Genomic DNA, 17,225 nt, shown 5'->3' on the forward strand with positions numbered 1-17,225 from the left:
AGAAGTAGTCTAGTGGATAATAATGAATAACAATTATTAGGAGGCGCATATGGTAGCAAAGTATCAAGATGATTTTTATCAAGCAGTCAATCAGGAGTGGTTAAATCAGGCTGAAATTCCAGCCGACAAACCCGTGACTGGTGGCTTTTATGACTTGGCCGATAAAATTGAAGACTTGGAACGAGCCACAGTCAAAGAAATCGAAGCCGGTCAAAAGCAAGTCGCCGCTTTGGACCAGTTTGTTGCTCTCCATCAGTTAACCAAGGACTGGGACCGTCGTGGCCAAAATGAAGCCGGTCAAGTCCAACAATTCTTGCAGCCGTTGCTGAAGATTAAAAACTGGGATGACTTCCAAGAAGCCGAAGGGCAATTGATTTTGGATTCTTATACGACACCGTTAGCATTGACGGTTAGTCCAGATTCAAAGAATACGGCCCGCAATGAATTGTGGTTGGCCAATCCAGGGCTGATTTTACCTGATACAACGAGTTACCAGGACGAAGACAGCAAAAAGGAGCTGTTGGCTACTTGGTCGACAATGGTTACTGGGCTGTTGCAACGGTTTGGTTTTGCAGAGCTAGAGGCGCAGAAATTAGTTGATGACACGCTCGCTTTTGACCAACTTTTGGCAGATAGTGAAAGTTCTCGTGAAACGTTGTCGGATTATTGGAAGAATTACCATCCCACGGCCTTGGCTGATTTGACAAAACAATTCACCGACTACCGGATTGCTGAGGTGATTGAAAAGGTACTGGGGCAAAAGCCGGAAAAGGTGATCATCTTTGATGGGGCATTCTTCGCTCAGGCCAACGCTGTCTACCAAGAAAAGAACTTTGCCTTGATTAAGGCTTGGTCAATTGTTCAAAATATGCTCGATATTGCCAAATTATTGGGGAACCAAAGTCGCATCGATGCTGGTGTCTTTGGTCGAAAACTGTCTGGTGCTAAAGAGGCGGTTGATGCAGACAAGGCTGCTTTCCGTCAGGCTCGAGCCTTTTTTGCCCAAATCGTTGGTCGCTGGTACGGTCAAACCTATTTTGGCGAGGCCGCTAAAAAAGATGTCGAGAAGATGGTCCGTGACTTGATTGGCGTTTATGATGACCGCTTTGACCAACAACAGTGGTTGTCCGCTGCTACGCGCGAAAAGGCCAAGGTGAAGTTGGCTGCCTTGCAAGTCAAGGTCGGTTATCCTGATCAGATTCCCGCATACTTGGAGGATCGCAAAGTTGATGTTCACAAGACGCTCTTAGAAAACGTAGAAGCCTTTTCCAAGGCGGCCGTGGCCGATCACTTTAGCCGGTGGGGACAGGCACCGGATACGAGTCGTTGGGAAATGCCGGGTGATTTGGTAAATGCCTATTATTCACCAGAGTTTAATCAAATTGTCTTCCCGGCAGCTATTTTGCAAGCACCATTTTATGATTATCATCAATCATCAAGCCAAAACTTTGGCGGAATTGGGACGGTGATTGCCCATGAAATTACTCACGCCTTTGACACTAACGGTGCGCGTTATGATGAACATGGAAACCTGAAAGAATGGTGGACCAAGGAAGACTTCGAACACTTTGAGCAGAAGACACAGGCGGTGGTTGCTGCTTTTGATGGACAGGATTCGGCTGGTGCCAAAATTAATGGGCACTTGACGGTTTCCGAAAACGTTGCTGACTTGGGTGGTGTCTCTGCCGCTTTGGCAGCCGCTAAGGAACAAAAGGACTTTGATGCGAAGGCCTTCTTTGAAAATTTTGCAACATTGTGGCGACAAAAGGCAGCACCGGCTTACCTGGCCATGCTAGCGAAGATTGATGTCCATGCACCGGCGAAGTTGCGGACGAATGTTATCTTGCCGAACTTTGATGACTTCCACCAAACTTATGGCATTCAGGCAGGAGATAGGATGTGGCTGGATCCAGACAAAAGAATCCAAATTTGGTAATTTCAAGGTTGGCATGATGATGGATTGAATCCTTCTAGCGATAGTGTGCAAGTTTTAAAATAGCAAATGGCATAAAAAATCTCTTACCAAAGTTTTCATTCCAGTAAAAGATAGGTCAGTAGTTATTAGGACTAATGACGAGCCGTGGTTATTTCATATAACGAAATGATATAAGTGATCATTTCATAAAAGCAAGCAGGGAACCCGCAATTAATTTATGTCGGGTTCCTTTTTATTACTTAGACAGCCTTCAATTGCCTGTGGGAGGTTGTTTTAATCGTTAAGAATGGGAAGGAAAGGTGTGTAATATTGGTTGCTGCATGATTTTTTTCTTCGTGCTTCCTAGATCAGAAAATTTCAAAACCCTGACATTAGTCAGGATGTGCTTCACATATAATCTTTAATCACGCTTATACAAAGCACTAGTCAATGTCAATTTGCTGATAATAAAAAACCTCAAAATGGAGATAAAATTCTGAGGTTTATATCGCTTTTTCAAGTCTAAGTATTTAAACAAACAATTGTAACTAGTCCTTGACGTAAAAAACAAATGATGAGTATAAGTACTTCAATAGTGGTTGATTAAATTTTTGATATCTTTTTTTCATGCGTCGAATCCATTTTGTAATGGTACTCTGGTGATAATATTGTTCAAATTCTTGCTTATTTATATTTAGAATAACCAACTGATCACTCTCCGAGGTATTAAGCATCGTAAGCCGATAACATTCTTCTGTTTCAATTACCCCCCACAGTAGGTAAAATTTATGTTTTTTTGAAAATATATTGAAAAGAGCCATTTTCTTATTCGTTACATGGTCCATATACTTTTTTAACCATTCATTATTATTGGAAACAGTTTTTAAGTTAATAACACCATCCTGTTTACTAAATGAATACTTGATTGCTTGTCGGATAAAGTAGACAATTTTAATCCAGCTAATAAGCATCAGGCAAGTGATGATTATAAGAAGGTACTGGAAAATGATTACTTTCATTGTTGGTATAGTAATATTGTGGGCTGCATGCATCCGTGATAGATTATCCATAAATAAATAGATATCTATCCTAATCAGAATAACGTGATTAATATTTGCCATTTTAAATTTCTTTTAGCTTTTCTTTCAAGTGATTTTTGAATGTACTTAAATTCGTTCATTAGTTATTTACTCCTCTAATTTAACAGGCAAATATTAAACTGCCTCTGGTGCAAAAAGTGTGATGACTGTGATGACAATGAGGGCTATCATACTGTCAATGCTATTTTGGGCTGTCATGACTGATGGCAATTGGTTGGTGGCATCCAAAATCGATGGAATAGCACTTTTAGTTGATTGCTGTTTTATTATTTAATCTTAAATCATTCTGAATTAAGGTTAACATCGTTTGAAAATCTTTTTTATGGTGATATCAATTGGATTTGTCAAATTCTTGACCAGCTTTGGTGTGGATGTGCAAGCAAAATCAATTGCGATTAATTCAAATTAGTATAGGTCTTGCCAATTGACGAGATTTTTGGAATAATCACCTAAAATAATCAAAAAATCAGAAAAAAGACTTGCCACTCGTAATAATTCTTGTTATTATAGAATAGTTGTTTAGCAAACGGGAGTGTAGCGAAGTCTGGCTAAACGCGACGGACTGTAACTCCGTTCCTTCGGGTTCGTAGGTTCGAATCCTACCGCTCCCATTGCCGCGCTTCAGGCAAAATAGAAGCATTGCCCCTTGGCCAAGTGGTAAGGCAGAGGTTTTTGGTACCTCCATGCGCTGGTTCGATCCCAGCAGGGGCAACTAAGATGCCGGTTCAGTGATGAACCGGTTTTTTTGTCGTTTTTTGATTTAAAAAAGTGATTTTGATGTGGGGTTGATTTAGAATCGTTATCTTTTCAACCTTTTCACAAGAAAATTCTATGAGACCCCAAGACTTTTACAACTTTTTGCTTTATAATTGGTCTTGTTTAAACAAAGAATATTTGGAGGCAATTATGGCAAAATTAGCAGTAACTGACTTGGCCGTGAGTGGCAAGAAGGTTTTGATGCGTGTGGACTTTAATGTCCCTATCAAAGATGGTGTGATTGGTAACGATAACCGAATCGTAGCCGCATTACCAACAATCAAGCACGTTATCGCCGAAAACGGTCGTGCAATCTTGTTCTCACACTTGGGTCGAATCAAGTCAGAAGAAGACAAGCCAGGTTTGTCACTTGAACCAGTAGCAAAGCGCTTGGGCGAATTGCTTGGACAAGAAGTTATTTTTGTTCCTGAAACACGTGGTGCTCAATTGGAACAAGCTATTGCTGATTTGAAGGACGGTCAAGTATTGATGGTCCAAAACACTCGTTATGAAGATGTTCATAACGGTGAACAAGTTAAGCTTGAATCAAAGAACGACCCTGAATTGGGTAAGTACTGGGCTTCACTTGGTGATGACATGTTCATCAACGATGCCTTTGGAACTGCTCACCGTGCCCACGCTTCAAACGTTGGTATTGCTTCAAACGTTGACCAAGCTGCAGCCGGCTTCTTGATGGAAAAGGAAATCAAGTTCTTGGGTGACGCTGTTGATACACCAAAGCGTCCATTCGTTGCCATCATTGGTGGTGCCAAGGTTTCTGACAAGATTGAAGTTGTTCAATCATTGTTGAAGAAGGCCGACAAAGTAATCATTGGTGGTGGAATGGCTTATACTTTCGATGCTGCCAAGGGCAACAAGATTGGAAAGTCATTGTTTGAAGCCGACAAGGTTGACTTGGCTAAGGAATTGATGGAAGAAGCAGGGGACAAGTTGGTTTTGCCAATCGATGCCGTTGCTGCTGACAACTTCGCCAATGATGCTAAGACAGTGACTGTTGATTCAGACGCTGGTATCCCTGACGGTTACATGGGCTTGGACATTGGTCCTAAGTCAATTGACTTGTTCAAACAGGTTTTGTCAGATGCTAAGACGGTCGTTTGGAACGGCCCAATGGGTGTCTTTGAAATGGAAAACTTTGCCAAGGGGACTTTGGCCATTGGCAACGCCTTGGTTGATGTAACCAAGAATGGGGGCACAACCATTGTTGGTGGTGGTGATTCAACTGCCGCTGTTCAAGCTTTGGGTGTTGCTGACCAATTGTCACACATCTCAACTGGTGGTGGTGCATCTTTGGAATACTTGGAAGGTAAGACCTTGCCAGGTATCCAATCATTGACTGATAAGTAAAAAACGATTTAAAACCAAGCAAAAGATTGCTTGGTTTTTTAATACATAAAAACCAAATCCTTCTTAAATAAGTCTGTTAAAATAGAAGCTAATCGTGGGAGAGAAAGCGAACAAAAAGTTTGAATTTGTTTGTTATTTATGCTCTTTATAAATAGAAGAAATTAGCGTATAATGACAACAACTTATTTTCGAGAGGTGCACCGTGTCAAAAGAGCAATTAGTCAATGAACAAGCCTATTTAGACCAAACCCTGGGAAAAATTACAGATTCCCTGGAAAGTACCCAGGAGGAGATTAAAAAATCCAAAGGGTCACTGGCAGACGTCGCCAGCGGCTGGGACGATGTCCGGGTTAAAACCAGTACCTATTCTGGCATTGTTGAAACGGCGATGTCCGTGCGGCAACAGCAACAAGCCATTGCAGAGCGTGAAGCAGCCCAGTCACGGGCTGAAGTCCGCTATCAGACCTTGTCGAAGCAAATCGTTAAGCCATATTTTGCTCGCATCGACTTTACCGATCCAAGTGAAGAAAATCAAAAACCCGAGTCAATTTATATCGGTTTAGCTTCTTATTCCGATGACGATGGTCACTTCTACATTTATGACTGGCGGACCCCGGTTGCTTCCATTTATTATGATGGCGGTTTGGGCTCGGTCGAGTACTTAACACCAGTTGGGCCACAAAAGGCTGAAGTTTCCTTGAAGCGTCAGTTTGAAATTGAGGATGGCGTCATTGTGACCCTCTTTGACACTGAGGAGGCCATTGGGGATGCCATGCTTCTCAACGCCCTGTCTGGTGAGTCTTCTACTAAAATGAAGTCCATCGTCACGACAATTCAAAAGGAGCAAAACAAGATTATCCGGAATACGGATGCTGATTTGCTCTTTGTCCAGGGAGCAGCCGGGTCAGGAAAGACAGCCGCTATTATGCAACGAGTGGCCTACTTGCTTTACCGTTATCGTGGTAAATTAAATTCTGGTCAAGTCGTGATGTTTTCACCCAACCAGCTGTTTAACGACTATGTTGACCAAGTCCTGCCCGAGTTAGGGGAACAGAACCTGGTTCAGCTGACCTTTTTCCAATACGCATCGCGGCGGTTGCCACGGTTCTCTGTTCAGACCTTGGCAGAACGGTTTGAAAAATCAGTGGAACATGAAAAGATTGAGCGGATGCTCGGATCTTTGCAGATGTTTGCCGCGACAAAGGCCTATGCCGAATCGCTCAATGAGCAAGGCTTGGCTGCTCGTAACTTGAATTTCCGTGGCGAGCCACTGATTTCGAAGGAAAAAATCCTAGAAATTTACTATCAATATAATAGCAATTACAAGTTGTCACAGCGTTTGGAAGCCACTCAGGACTCTTTGCTACGGTCACTGCGGGCTCAAGTGAGCCACCAGATGAAGCAGGATTGGGTTGAATTAGCCATTGAAAACCTTTCAAAGGAAGAATATGACGAATTAGTTGGTGCTGGTGCCACTCGTTTGGGGGATGACCAGGAGGGGGATGCAGCAGCCATGACCCGTCGTCATCAACTTGGTGCTGGTCCCCAGGAACGAGAATTTAAATCAGATAAGCAGGAAAGAAATTTCCTAGCAAAGAAGATTACGACACAGGCTTTGCGTCCGTTGGCAAAAAAAATTCGTCGTTCTGGCTTTATCAACATCAACACGCAGTTTGTTGACTTCTTGCGGGCTTTGCCAAACTTCTTGTCTTTAGCTGATTTTGGCGTAACTGAGGAGGAGTGGCAGTCATATCTGAACGAAGTTGTGGCGAACTTAAAGAAACACGAATTAACGTTGGCAAACACAACAATTTACCTGTATTTGTATGACTTAATTACCGGTAAACATGGTCAACGCGATATTCGCTACCTCTTTATCGATGAAATTCAGGATTATACGCCATTCCAGTTGGCCTTCTTGAAATTCTCCTTCCCAAATGCTAAATTTACCGTTTTGGGTGACTTAAACCAGGCTATTTTCACACAAGACTGGGCGAATAGCCTTGAGGAAGACTTTGCTTCACTCTTTGACCCAGAAAAGGTTGAATTAATCGACTTAACCCAGACTTACCGGTCAACGGAACAAATCACCAATTTCTCCAAAGAATTGTTGGCCAATGGAAAAGCGATTGAGGCCTTTAATCGAGAGGGGGAATTGCCCGTCTTGAAGATGGCGAAAACGGCTAATCAGGCGGTTAATCTGGTCAAGGAACAATTGGCTGAAAATGCGGCTGATGGTGAAAAAACGGCCATCATCACTCAGACACTGGATGCAGCAAGAGAGCTAGCCCAGCAGCTATCTGACATGCCGGTAACGTTGATTCATTCCGAAAATCAGCGCTTAGCGTCAGGCGCCGTGATTATTCCGTCATACCTAGCCAAGGGATTGGAATTTGATGCGGTTATCATTTGGCAGGCGGATGCTACTCACTACAAAAAAGATGAACAGCAACGCTTGCTTTACACGGTTGCTTCTCGAGCAATGCACCGCTTGACAATGATTGGTCAGGGCCAGGTGTCGCCATTGATTGCTGCAGTACCAAAGGACCTTTACGCCACAGTGGAGGAACAAGCATGACAAATTTAGTTGAAAAAATTTATGAGGCCCATCAAGGGTCTTTTTTAACGGTCGGCATGACCGGATCCGTTGCCGTCGGTAAATCGACTCTGGCAGCGGAATTGGCCCAAGGCCTGCAAAAAAAAGGACTTGTGGCCACCGTCGTTTCCACAGATGACTTTTTGAAGACCAACCAAGTCCTCAGGGATGAAGGAATTTTCGATCAAAAGGGCTTTCCACAAAGTTATTATCTGCAAGACATAGTCCAGTTGATTCAAAACTTTAAGGCCGGCATGAATAATCAGGTTATCAACCGTTATTCGCAAACCTGGGCTGATATTGTCCCTGGTGAAAAGCAAAAGATTAGTCGACCGGATGTCTTAATTATTGAGGGTGTCGTTGCTCTTCAATTACCGGCAGAAAACTTTGATCAAAAGGTTTTTGTTGAAGCAGATATGAACGATATTAAGGACTGGTACTTGGAACGTAACTTCTTGGCAACGGTGAAGGCAAGTCATCAACCGCAGTCTTGGCGTTACCAGTATCAGGACATGGCGATTAAGGACTTTTACGACCTTGCTTTATCCGTGTGGGAACAGACAAATCAGGTTAATTATGATTGCTATATTCAAAAAACACGGGCAGAGGCTGATTTGATTTTAAAGCTTGACCGTTACCATCATCCAGTTTCGTTAACGGAGGGCCCACGGTCAGAAAACTAGAAGGCCGAATGTTCGGAAATTTGACAGAGACCATTTCCATTGGTAAGATTGTTGCTTGGGTTTAGAATATTAGAAAAATAACAAATTATGGGTTAGAGTACCCATAGCTAACAAGTTTTATTTGTACAACAAATGGAGGAAAAACATGGCAGAAAATACTGACATGAATGGAAAACCGATTAATCGCACGGCCATGATGGCCCTGTTGATGATTGGATCTTTTATTATCATTATCATGCAGACATCATTGGGAACGGCCTTGCCAACCCTGATGACTGCCTTTAATGTCGATACGGCGACGGTCCAGTGGCTGACAACGATCTTTTTGATGGTGAACGGAATCATGGTACCCGTTTCCGCCTTTTTGACAACAAGAATTCCAACGAAATACCTGTATCTATCCGCTTTGGTGGTGTATACGATTGGTACCGCAGTGGCTTACGTGACCCCAACTTCTGCCTTTTGGTTGTTGATGGTCGCCCGTGCTTTGCAGGCGGTTGCTGCTGGAATTGTGATGCCACTGATGCAGGTTGTGGCTTTGACGCTTTTTGATGCCAAATCGCGCGGTAGAGCATTGGGGATGGTCGGTTTGGTTATCGGAATGGCCCCAGCTATCGGCCCCACGTTGACTGGGTGGATTTTGGATTCAAAGCATGACGTTTTGGGAATGACTGTTGGTGGTGATTGGCGGTCAATTTTCGGTATGGTCTTACCACTTGCTGTGATTGTCTTAGTTTTGTCAACTATTTACTTCCGTAATGTCTTGGAAACGCGGAAGGTTAGTTTGGATATCCGTTCGTTGATTGAATCAACGGTTGGTTTTGGTTTAGTTCTTTTTGGATCTGCCATGGTATCAAACTATTCATGGACAAACTTTACTTGGGTTTTGGCACCAATGATTGTTGGCGTCTTGGTGATTGCTGAGTTTGTGCGCCACCAACTTCACATGGAAAAGCCGTTTCTGGATGTTTCTGTCTTTAAGAATAAGCAGTTTGCTTTGACGTCAGCCTTAGTTGCCTTGACTTTTATCGCTATGATTGGAGTTGAGATGGTTTTGCCAATCTATATGCAACAGGTTCGTGGTTTGTCAGCCCTAAATTCAGGATTGACACTCTTACCTGGTGCTTTGATGATTGGAGTAATGTCACCAATTGCCGGTTATTTCTATGACCTTTATGGGGCCAAACGCTTGGCGGCCTTTGGTTTTGCCATGATTTTGCTAGGGACAATTCCCTTCCAATTCTTGACTGAAACAACGCCAACGATTTATATTACGGCCTTGTACATGGTTCGGATGATGGGTGTCGGGATTACGATGATGCCATTGACGTCATCTGCTATGGGTGCTTTGCACTTGAATCAAACAGCGCAGGGAACTGCCGTTAATAACACGGCCCGTCAAATTGCGGCCTCGTTGGGGACGGCGATTCTTGCTTCCGTGATGCAGTCACAAATTAACAATAACCTGCCAAGCGATTCCCTGAAGACGGCCGATCCGATTGCCTATGGCTCAAAGGCCTTACAGGCAAGCTTGGATGGGTTCCATGCATCCTTCCTCTTGGCCGCCTGCTTTGCTTTGCTAGCTTTTGCGCTATCATTTTTGATGCATAAGGGTAAGGTTGAGCCAAAGCCTGCAGCAGGAAAGGAGAACTAAGATGATTGTCTTTATTCTATTTATTTTTGTTGTCTTAGCTTTTGTATCATTAATGATGGTACAGGATATGAGAAAGCGGGTTATTGCTGTTGCTGTTTCTTTCCTAGTCGTGCTTGCTTCAGTTGTGTTAATCATTGCCAATATGCATGATCATTTTGGTATGAAGGTGCAAACAACAACGACTAAACAGCAAATTTATTCCGTTCAGGGGCAAAACATCTATGGTGTCTTGTCCTACCAACAAGTTGGCACATCCGGTAAGGAAAAGGTCTTTATTTACCGAGATACTTCGACGAGTACAACTTCAACAGTGGCCAAGCCTGATTTGAAGACCAAGACGGCCATTCAAAATGTTCAAGGAAATCAGGCCTTTAAGGTGACAACTTCTAAGAACTATGTTTACCGAAACGGTTTCTACAAGTTTATGTTTGCCATTTCGGGTAACAACCATGACTTAAAGTCGCGTCAGGTAACTTACCAAGTTCCACCAACATGGCTGGCTCTCTCATCACAAGATGGCGAACGCTTGAAGAGTATCGTTGCGGGAATGGCTAACCAAGCTGACTTTATTCAATGGTTCCAGCAGGTTAAGTCACAATCACAAACCGATCCCGATGGGGCAGCGCAAACTGCCGTTTCCTATTATCAAAATCTTTTAGCGAATAATCATTAAAAAATAGTTAAAAGGAAGTTGTACTTTTTAATCAAACTAGTATGATTCCAGCTAACTTAAGTGAAAAATATTGCTTAGTCTTGATTTCTATGTTACAGTAACAGTGTAATTTAGGTTTTGATTTTGATTTGTTTTTTTCGGAAGGCGTCATACCAACAATTCTTAATTACAACTATAATTTTGGGATGACCCAAGGAGAAACAATCATGGAAAAAGGCACTGTAAAGTGGTTTAACAGCGAAAAGGGCTACGGCTTTATCACACGCGAATCAGGTGAAGATGTGTTTGCACACTTCTCAGCAATCCAAGGTGACGGTTTCAAGACTTTGGAAGACGGCCAAGCCGTAACTTTCGATGTTGAAAACTCAGACCGCGGTTTGCAAGCTGTTAACATCGTAAAGGACTAATTACTTAGTCTTTACCGAAAAAGCTCGGGAATTTTTCCCGGGTTTTTTCTTTGGAATAAATTCAATTCAAAGACCAAATGTTGTATAATAGCAAGGAATCTTATTGTAATAATCAAAGGAGCATGGAAATGGCAAAATTAGTTTTGATCCGTCACGGACAAAGTGAATGGAACGCATTAAACCTTTTTAATGGTTGGATTGACACCAAGTTGTCTGACAAGGGAATTGACCAAGCTAAGCAAGCTGGGGTTCTCTTGAAGGAAGAGGGGTTGGTCTTTGACCAAGCCTATACTTCTGTTTTGACACGTGCTATCACTACTTTGCACTACGCATTGGAAGAAGCTGGTCAATTGTACGTCCCTGAAGAAAAGTCATGGCGGTTGAACGAACGTCACTATGGTGCTTTGCAAGGACAAAATAAGGCGGAAGCCGCTGAAAAGTGGGGCGACGATCAAGTGCACATCTGGCGTCGTTCTTATGATGTTTTGCCTCCATTGCTTGAAAACTATGAAGAAACAGTTGAAGTTCAGGGTAAGACTTATCCTGCCTTTGACGCCCGTTATGCTGATGTGCCTTTCGGAGAATTGCCATTAGGTGAGAATTTGAAGGTTACTTTGGAACGAGTACTGCCATTCTACGAAGCCAAGATCAAGAAGGATTTGGAAGAAGGTAAGAACGTTGTGATCGCAGCTCACGGTAACTCATTGCGTGCCTTGGCTAAGCACTTGGAGAAGATTTCAGATGATGACATCTTGAACCTTGAAATTGCTAACGGTCAACCAATCGTTTATGATTTGGCAGATGATTTGTCAATCAAGTCAAAGAAGACGTTGGGCGCATAAAGTCAACAAAAAGCCTGTCTGGGAAGATGATTCTCCGGTGGGTTTTTTATTAGGATTTTTAGATAAAGGAAAAAATATGGAAGAAAAACAGCAAAGACAGCCGATTTATGACTTACATGAACGGCCTCCATTTTTTCAATTAATTGGGTTGTCATTACAACACTTGTTTTCAATGTTTGGGGCCACGATTTTAGTACCGCTTTTGGTGGGGTTAAATCCTGGTGTGGCCCTTTTTTCATCAGGTGTTGGAACATTAATTCACCTACTAACAACTAAAGGGAAGGTTCCTGCTTATATGGGTTCTTCTTTTGCCTTTATCATCCCGATGGCTTCGATGATGAAGACCATTGGTTATCCTGCTGTCGGTCAGGGCGTTGTTTCGGTTGGAATTGTTTACTTGATTATTTCATTGATTGTTTGGCGAATCGGTTCTGCTTGGATTGACAAGATTTTCCCACCAGAAGTGGTCGGACCCGTTATTTTGGTGATTGGCCTTTCATTAGCTGCTACAGCAGCCCAATCGGCGACGGAACTAAACGGTCACTACGACATCAAGGTCTTTTTAGTTGCTGGTGCAACCTTATTAGTAACAATTTTTGCCAATATGTATCTTGGCGGTTTTTTGGGATTAATTCCAGTGCTAATTGGTATTATCTTTGGTTACTTGTTGGCCTTGGCACTCGGGTTAGTGGACTTGAGCTCCGTGGCCAGCGCCCATTGGTTTGCGTTACCAAAGTTTGATTTTCTTTTTTCTGGTCATAATGGTCTTTCCTGGCACTTTTATCCAATGGCCGTTTTGACCATGGCCCCCTTAGTTTTGGTTACCTTATCGGAGCATTTAGGCCACTTATTGGTTCTTTCGAAAATTACCGGTCAGGACTTCTTTGAAAATCCTGGTCTACATAAGACGTTAGCTGGTGATGGTGCTGCTTCGGTTTTTGCTGGTTTGGTTGGTGGGCCTGCCGTCACTTCTTACGGTGAAAACATTGGCGTGATGCAGCTTTCGCGAGTATATTCTGTCTGGGTGATTGGTGGAGCTGCTGTCTTAGCTGCTGGCTTTGCCTTTATTGGCAAGCTATCGGCTTTGATTGGTACAGTCCCTGGTGCTGTTACTGGCGGTGTTGGCTTTATGCTGTATGGTGTCATTGCTGCAGCTGGTTTGCAAGTAATTGTCGACAATAAAGTCGATTATGGGCAAAAGCGTAATTTAATGATTGCGGGCCCAGTGATGGTTGTTGGAATTGGAAACTTCCATTTGGCTCTTGGTTCACAAGTGGACTTCTCGGGTGTCGCATTAGCGACGGTTCTCGGAATCATTCTGAATTTAATTCTACCTAAGGTGGCAAAATCAGATCGCTAAAGTCCTGATTTAACGGAGTTTTATCAACACTTTTCTGATTTTGTTGTTTAATTAGGTTACGATTAAAACAAAATAAAAAATGTTGTGATATTCCAACAAAGTTGCTTGTATTTGAGAACTTTGACGAGTATTATTGGGGATATATTTTGAGGAGTGCGCCCAACGCCTTGCATCAAAATAAGTTCTTTAGAAAGGAGAAAATCGATGGATGAACCAACATCAACCTTTACCTTGTTGGGTCTAACCTTTAACTGGACGACGATTATTTCAACGCTTTTGGCAATGTCAATCGTGGTTTTGGTAGCGGTTTTGATGACTCGAAAAGTGGGTATTCGTCCAAGCCGAGGGCAGAATGCAATTGAGTATGTCTTAGATTTTGTTCGTGGAATCTTAGGCGACCAGTTACCGGCCAATTTGGCCCGACAATTCGGTCTCTATTCCTTCACCCTTTTCTTGTTTTTGATTGTTGCAAACGAGATGGGCTTGCTGTTGCAAGTTAAGATGGGTAATGGCGTTACTTATGTTAAGTCGCCAACAGCTGACCCATTATTTGCCTTTACATTGGCGATTATGTCGTTGATGCTTGCCCATGGAACAGGTGTGAAAACACTTGGTTTGGGTGGCTATCTGAAGAACATGTTCTTCAAACCCTACGTTGCGATGTTTCCTTTGAATGTGGTTGAGCAGTTTACCAACTTCTTGACTCTTGCTTTGCGGCTCTTTGGAAATATCTTTGCCGGCGAATTGATGTTAAATTTGCTCGCAAGCATGGCTTGGGGAACTCACTTAAATGGGTTCTGGATTATCCTAGCTTTCCCATTGGAAATTGCATGGCAGGGATTCTCACTATTAATTGGTGGAATTCAAGCCTATGTCTTTGTCATGTTGACCGCCGTCTTTACGGCTCAGTTATCTGGCAATGAATAGGATTGACTTGGTCTGGCACAGCGTTAGGCCACACGCGGGAGCGTTATCATCCAAACCGAAAGAAAAAAACGCGGAGCGTTTTAGCATTAAAGGAGAATTACAATGGATTTACACAACTTAGGCGTAATCGCAGCCGGGATTGCCTTTGCGGGATCTGCCATCGGTGGTGGTATCGGGGTCGGTGTGATGTACTCACAGTTCTTAGCTGGAATGTCTCGCCAACCTGAATTGGCTAACAAGCTTTTGTCACGTGCCTTCTTGGGATTGGCCTTGGCTGAAGCCACACCAATTATCGTTTTGGGTATGGCCTTCACACTTATTAACAAGTAATAGTCCCAGAGGGAGGAAAAAATGATGGTTCCAACACTATCAATGACAAAGGCCATGCCTTTAGGTGACATGGTCTTCATTATCGTCGCTTTCCTTACTCTGATGGTCATCTTGAAGCACGTTGCTTACGGTCCTTTAACAAAGGCATTGGATGCACGTGCAGATAAAATTAACACCGATTTGGATAGTGCCCAAAAGGCAAATGAAGATGCAGCCAAGTTGGCTGCACAACGCGAACAGGAATTGGCTGAAGGAAAAGACCAAGCCAGTCAAGTGATTAGCGCTGCTAAAAAATCAGCTAAGGACCAATCAGAAGCTCTCTTGAAGACTGCTAATGACCAGGCCTTAAGCTTACGTAAAGCAGCTGAAAATGATGCTGATCAGTTGAAGACTGAGGCGTTGGCTTCTGCCAAGAAGGATGTTGCAGACTTGTCTGTAACGATTGCATCTAAATTGATTCAAAAGAATTTATCTGCTGATGATCAGCGGTCTTTGATTGATGCCTATTTGGCAGACTTAGACCAGCGGTAAGGGGGGCGTATGGCCAAGCAAAAAGAAAAAATTGTTAACCAATACGCCCAAGCAATCTTGGCTTATGCAGACGAACACAATGCTTTAGAAAGCATTAGTGCAGACTTGCTAGCCATTCGTTCAGTGGTTGTCGCTGAACCAAAATTAACTGCTTTGCTAACAGCACAGACAATTTCTGATGCTGACCAAGGTGGGTTAGTTGATGCGCTGACGCAAGGCGCAGATAATGCAGTGGTGAACTTGGTTAAAATTCTTTTGGCCCACCACCATTTCGCATATTTGCCTGCAGTAGTTGATCGTTTTTTTGACCTTTACCAGCAAAGTCAGGGTATTCAAGCCGTGACAATTACCACAGCGGTAGAAGCTGATGAAGACCAAAAAGAACGGTTGTCAAATGCTTTTAAGAAGCAAAGTGGCGCAAAGAAAATCCAAGCAACCTATAAAGTCAATCAAGACATTATTGGGGGCGTGGTCATGCAATCGAAGTCGTTGTTAATTGACGGTTCGTTGCAGACAAAGATTGCCAAAATGAGGGCAGAGTTACTAGGTTAGTGAGGAAAAGACATGGCGATTCAAGCTGAAGAAATTTCTGCTTTAATTAAGCAGCAGCTCGAAAAGTTCGACACAAAACTGACTGTAGAAGAAATTGGTACTGTTACCTATATCGGAGATGGAATTGCACGAGCTACTGGTTTGGCAAATGCCCTTTCTGGTGAATTGGTCGAATTTACAAACGGCGAATTTGGAATGGTCCAAAACTTGGAAGAGAGCGAAGTCGGAATTATCGTTTTGGGTAGTTCAGATGGCATCCGCCAAGGTGATACAGTTAAGCGGACTGGACACATCATGGAAGTGCCAGTTGGTGAAGAACTTATCGGGCGCGTCGTCAACGCATTGGGACAACCAATTGACGGATTAGGCGACTTGAAAACAACGAAGACACGACCGGTTGAAGTGAAGGCTCCTGGTGTTATGGACCGTAAGTCCGTTTCAGAACCTTTGCAAACTGGAATCAAAGCTATTGATGCCTTGGTTCCAATCGGACGTGGACAACGTGAATTGATCATTGGTGATCGTAAGACTGGAAAGACTTCAATCGCCATTGACACAATTTTGAACCAAAAAGACCAAGACATGATTGTTGTTTATGTCGCTATTGGTCAAAAGGATTCAACTGTTCGTGAACAAGTTGAAACTTTGAAAAAGATGGGCGCAATGGATTACACGATTGTTGTTAACGCCGGCCCATCTGAAGCTGCCGCTTTGTTGTACTTGGCTCCTTATGCTGGTGCAGCCATGGGTGAAGAATTCATGTACAACGGTAAGCACGTCTTGATTGTCTTTGATGATTTGTCAAAGCAGGCAACGGCCTACCGTGAGATATCTTTGATCTTGCGTCGTCCGCCTGGACGTGAAGCTTACCCTGGTGATGTCTTCTACTTGCACTCACGCTTGCTTGAGCGTGCTGCCAAGTTGTCAGACGAACTCGGTGGTGGATCAATGACTGCTTTGCCAATCATTGAAACACAAGGTGGTGACGTTTCTGCATATATTCCAACTAACGTGATTTCAATCACCGATGGCCAGATTTTCTTGGATGCCGACTCCTTCTATGCCGGTATTCGTCCTGCCATCGATGCTGGAACATCTGTTTCCCGTGTTGGAGGGGATGCCCAGATTAAGGCAATGAAGAAGGTTTCTGGAACTTTGCGTTTGGACTTGGCTTCCTTCCGTGAATTGGAGTCCTTTGCTCAATTCGGTTCTGACTTGGATGCAGCAACGCAAGCTAAGTTGGGTCGTGGAAAGCGCACTGTTGAAATCTTGAAGCAACCATTACACGCGCCTATGTCTGTTCAGCATCAAGTCTTTGTCTTGTATGCTTTGACACACAGTTTCTTGGATGATGTGGCAATCGAAGATTTGCAACGCTTCCAAGATGAATTCGTTTCATACTTGGATGCTAGTCAAAAGGACTTGTTGGACGAAATTGTCACGACCAAGAACTTGCCTGACCAATCTAAGATGGATGCTGCAGTGAAGAGCTTTAAGGATGGCTTTGCTGGCTCAGTTGACCAATAAAAGG

14 protein-coding genes and 2 tRNA genes are annotated in these 17,225 nt (G+C 43.2%); all 16 read left to right on the plus strand.

Going from position 1 to position 17,225, the window contains the following annotated elements; all coding sequences use genetic code 11:
- The first annotated feature begins 49 nt into the window (after positions 1–49).
- Positions 50–1,936 (plus strand): M13-type metalloendopeptidase, encoded by a 1,887-nt coding sequence (locus M3M36_RS03995; protein ID WP_252773333.1) that lies wholly within the window; start codon positions 50–52, stop codon positions 1,934–1,936.
- Positions 1,937–3,543: 1,607 nt separating this feature from the next.
- Positions 3,544–3,626: transfer RNA gene (locus M3M36_RS04000), tRNA-Tyr, on the plus strand.
- A 29-nt stretch (positions 3,627–3,655) separates the two neighbouring features.
- A tRNA-Gln gene (locus M3M36_RS04005) sits at positions 3,656–3,727 on the plus strand.
- 194 nt (positions 3,728–3,921) lie between these two features.
- Positions 3,922–5,139 carry a phosphoglycerate kinase gene (locus tag M3M36_RS04010; protein ID WP_252773334.1) on the plus strand — a complete coding sequence of 406 codons (1,218 nt, stop codon included), beginning with the start codon at positions 3,922–3,924 and terminating at the stop codon, positions 5,137–5,139.
- A gap of 202 nt (positions 5,140–5,341) precedes the next feature.
- Positions 5,342–7,717, plus strand: coding sequence for an RNA polymerase recycling motor HelD (gene helD / locus M3M36_RS04015; protein WP_252773335.1), 2,376 nt, complete (start codon positions 5,342–5,344; stop codon positions 7,715–7,717).
- Positions 7,714–8,418: a nucleoside/nucleotide kinase family protein gene (locus M3M36_RS04020; RefSeq protein WP_252773336.1), complete on the plus strand. Its 705-nt coding sequence runs from the start codon at positions 7,714–7,716 to the stop codon at positions 8,416–8,418. The genes helD and M3M36_RS04020 overlap by 4 nt, the downstream gene beginning before the upstream one ends.
- Positions 8,419–8,563: 145 nt before the next feature.
- Positions 8,564–10,072: an MDR family MFS transporter gene (locus M3M36_RS04025; protein WP_252773337.1), complete on the plus strand. Its 1,509-nt coding sequence runs from the start codon at positions 8,564–8,566 to the stop codon at positions 10,070–10,072.
- Position 10,073: 1 nt separating this feature from the next.
- A complete protein-coding gene (locus tag M3M36_RS04030) occupies positions 10,074–10,745 on the plus strand; it encodes a DUF4811 domain-containing protein (protein ID WP_252773338.1) in 672 nt (223 codons plus the stop codon).
- Positions 10,746–10,951: 206 nt separating this feature from the next.
- A complete protein-coding gene (locus tag M3M36_RS04035) occupies positions 10,952–11,152 on the plus strand; it encodes a cold-shock protein (RefSeq protein WP_059378954.1) in 201 nt (66 codons plus the stop codon).
- Positions 11,153–11,280: 128 nt separating this feature from the next.
- Positions 11,281–11,994 (plus strand): 2,3-diphosphoglycerate-dependent phosphoglycerate mutase, encoded by a 714-nt coding sequence (gpmA, locus tag M3M36_RS04040; protein WP_252773339.1) that lies wholly within the window; start codon positions 11,281–11,283, stop codon positions 11,992–11,994.
- A 76-nt stretch (positions 11,995–12,070) separates the two neighbouring features.
- Positions 12,071–13,354 (plus strand): solute carrier family 23 protein, encoded by a 1,284-nt coding sequence (locus tag M3M36_RS04045; protein ID WP_252773340.1) that lies wholly within the window; start codon positions 12,071–12,073, stop codon positions 13,352–13,354.
- Positions 13,355–13,558: 204 nt separating this feature from the next.
- Entirely contained in the window at positions 13,559–14,281 is a 723-nt protein-coding gene (gene atpB / locus M3M36_RS04050; protein ID WP_252773341.1) for a F0F1 ATP synthase subunit A, read from the plus strand.
- Between the two features lie 102 nt (positions 14,282–14,383).
- Complete coding sequence (atpE, locus tag M3M36_RS04055) at positions 14,384–14,611, plus strand: ATP synthase F0 subunit C (RefSeq protein WP_047975171.1); 228 nt, start codon at positions 14,384–14,386, stop codon at positions 14,609–14,611.
- 24 nt (positions 14,612–14,635) lie between these two features.
- Positions 14,636–15,142, plus strand: a complete 507-nt coding sequence (gene atpF / locus M3M36_RS04060) for a F0F1 ATP synthase subunit B (RefSeq protein ID WP_420842374.1) — start codon at positions 14,636–14,638, stop codon at positions 15,140–15,142.
- Between the two features lie 9 nt (positions 15,143–15,151).
- Positions 15,152–15,694: an ATP synthase F1 subunit delta gene (gene atpH, locus M3M36_RS04065; protein ID WP_252773343.1), complete on the plus strand. Its 543-nt coding sequence runs from the start codon at positions 15,152–15,154 to the stop codon at positions 15,692–15,694.
- Positions 15,695–15,706: 12 nt separating this feature from the next.
- The gene (gene atpA / locus M3M36_RS04070; RefSeq protein WP_252773344.1) at positions 15,707–17,221 is read left to right on the plus strand and encodes a F0F1 ATP synthase subunit alpha; all 1,515 of its coding nucleotides are present in this window, start codon (positions 15,707–15,709) and stop codon (positions 17,219–17,221) included.
- Positions 17,222–17,225: the final 4 nt, after the last annotated feature.

It is taken from the genome of Fructobacillus americanaquae (assembly GCF_024029775.1).
Classification (GTDB): domain Bacteria; phylum Bacillota; class Bacilli; order Lactobacillales; family Lactobacillaceae; genus Fructobacillus; species Fructobacillus americanaquae.

Excerpts from the sequence above, each read along its gene's own strand:
- M3M36_RS03995 (WP_252773333.1), top strand. The coding sequence starts at position 50 with ATGGTAGCAAAGTATCAAGATGATTTTTATCAAGCAGTCAATCAGGAG.
- M3M36_RS04010 (WP_252773334.1), top strand. The coding sequence starts at position 3,922 with ATGGCAAAATTAGCAGTAACTGACTTGGCCGTGAGTGGCAAGAAGGTT.
- M3M36_RS04020 (WP_252773336.1), top strand. The coding sequence starts at position 7,714 with ATGACAAATTTAGTTGAAAAAATTTATGAGGCCCATCAAGGGTCTTTT.
- M3M36_RS04025 (WP_252773337.1), top strand. The coding sequence starts at position 8,564 with ATGGCAGAAAATACTGACATGAATGGAAAACCGATTAATCGCACGGCC.
- M3M36_RS04030 (WP_252773338.1), top strand. The coding sequence starts at position 10,074 with ATGATTGTCTTTATTCTATTTATTTTTGTTGTCTTAGCTTTTGTATCA.
- M3M36_RS04035 (WP_059378954.1), top strand. The coding sequence starts at position 10,952 with ATGGAAAAAGGCACTGTAAAGTGGTTTAACAGCGAAAAGGGCTACGGC.
- gpmA (WP_252773339.1), top strand. The coding sequence starts at position 11,281 with ATGGCAAAATTAGTTTTGATCCGTCACGGACAAAGTGAATGGAACGCA.
- M3M36_RS04045 (WP_252773340.1), top strand. The coding sequence starts at position 12,071 with ATGGAAGAAAAACAGCAAAGACAGCCGATTTATGACTTACATGAACGG.
- atpB (WP_252773341.1), top strand. The coding sequence starts at position 13,559 with ATGGATGAACCAACATCAACCTTTACCTTGTTGGGTCTAACCTTTAAC.
- atpE (WP_047975171.1), top strand. The coding sequence starts at position 14,384 with ATGGATTTACACAACTTAGGCGTAATCGCAGCCGGGATTGCCTTTGCG.
- atpF (WP_420842374.1), top strand. The coding sequence starts at position 14,636 with ATGGTTCCAACACTATCAATGACAAAGGCCATGCCTTTAGGTGACATG.
- atpH (WP_252773343.1), top strand. The coding sequence starts at position 15,152 with ATGGCCAAGCAAAAAGAAAAAATTGTTAACCAATACGCCCAAGCAATC.
- atpA (WP_252773344.1), top strand. The coding sequence starts at position 15,707 with ATGGCGATTCAAGCTGAAGAAATTTCTGCTTTAATTAAGCAGCAGCTC.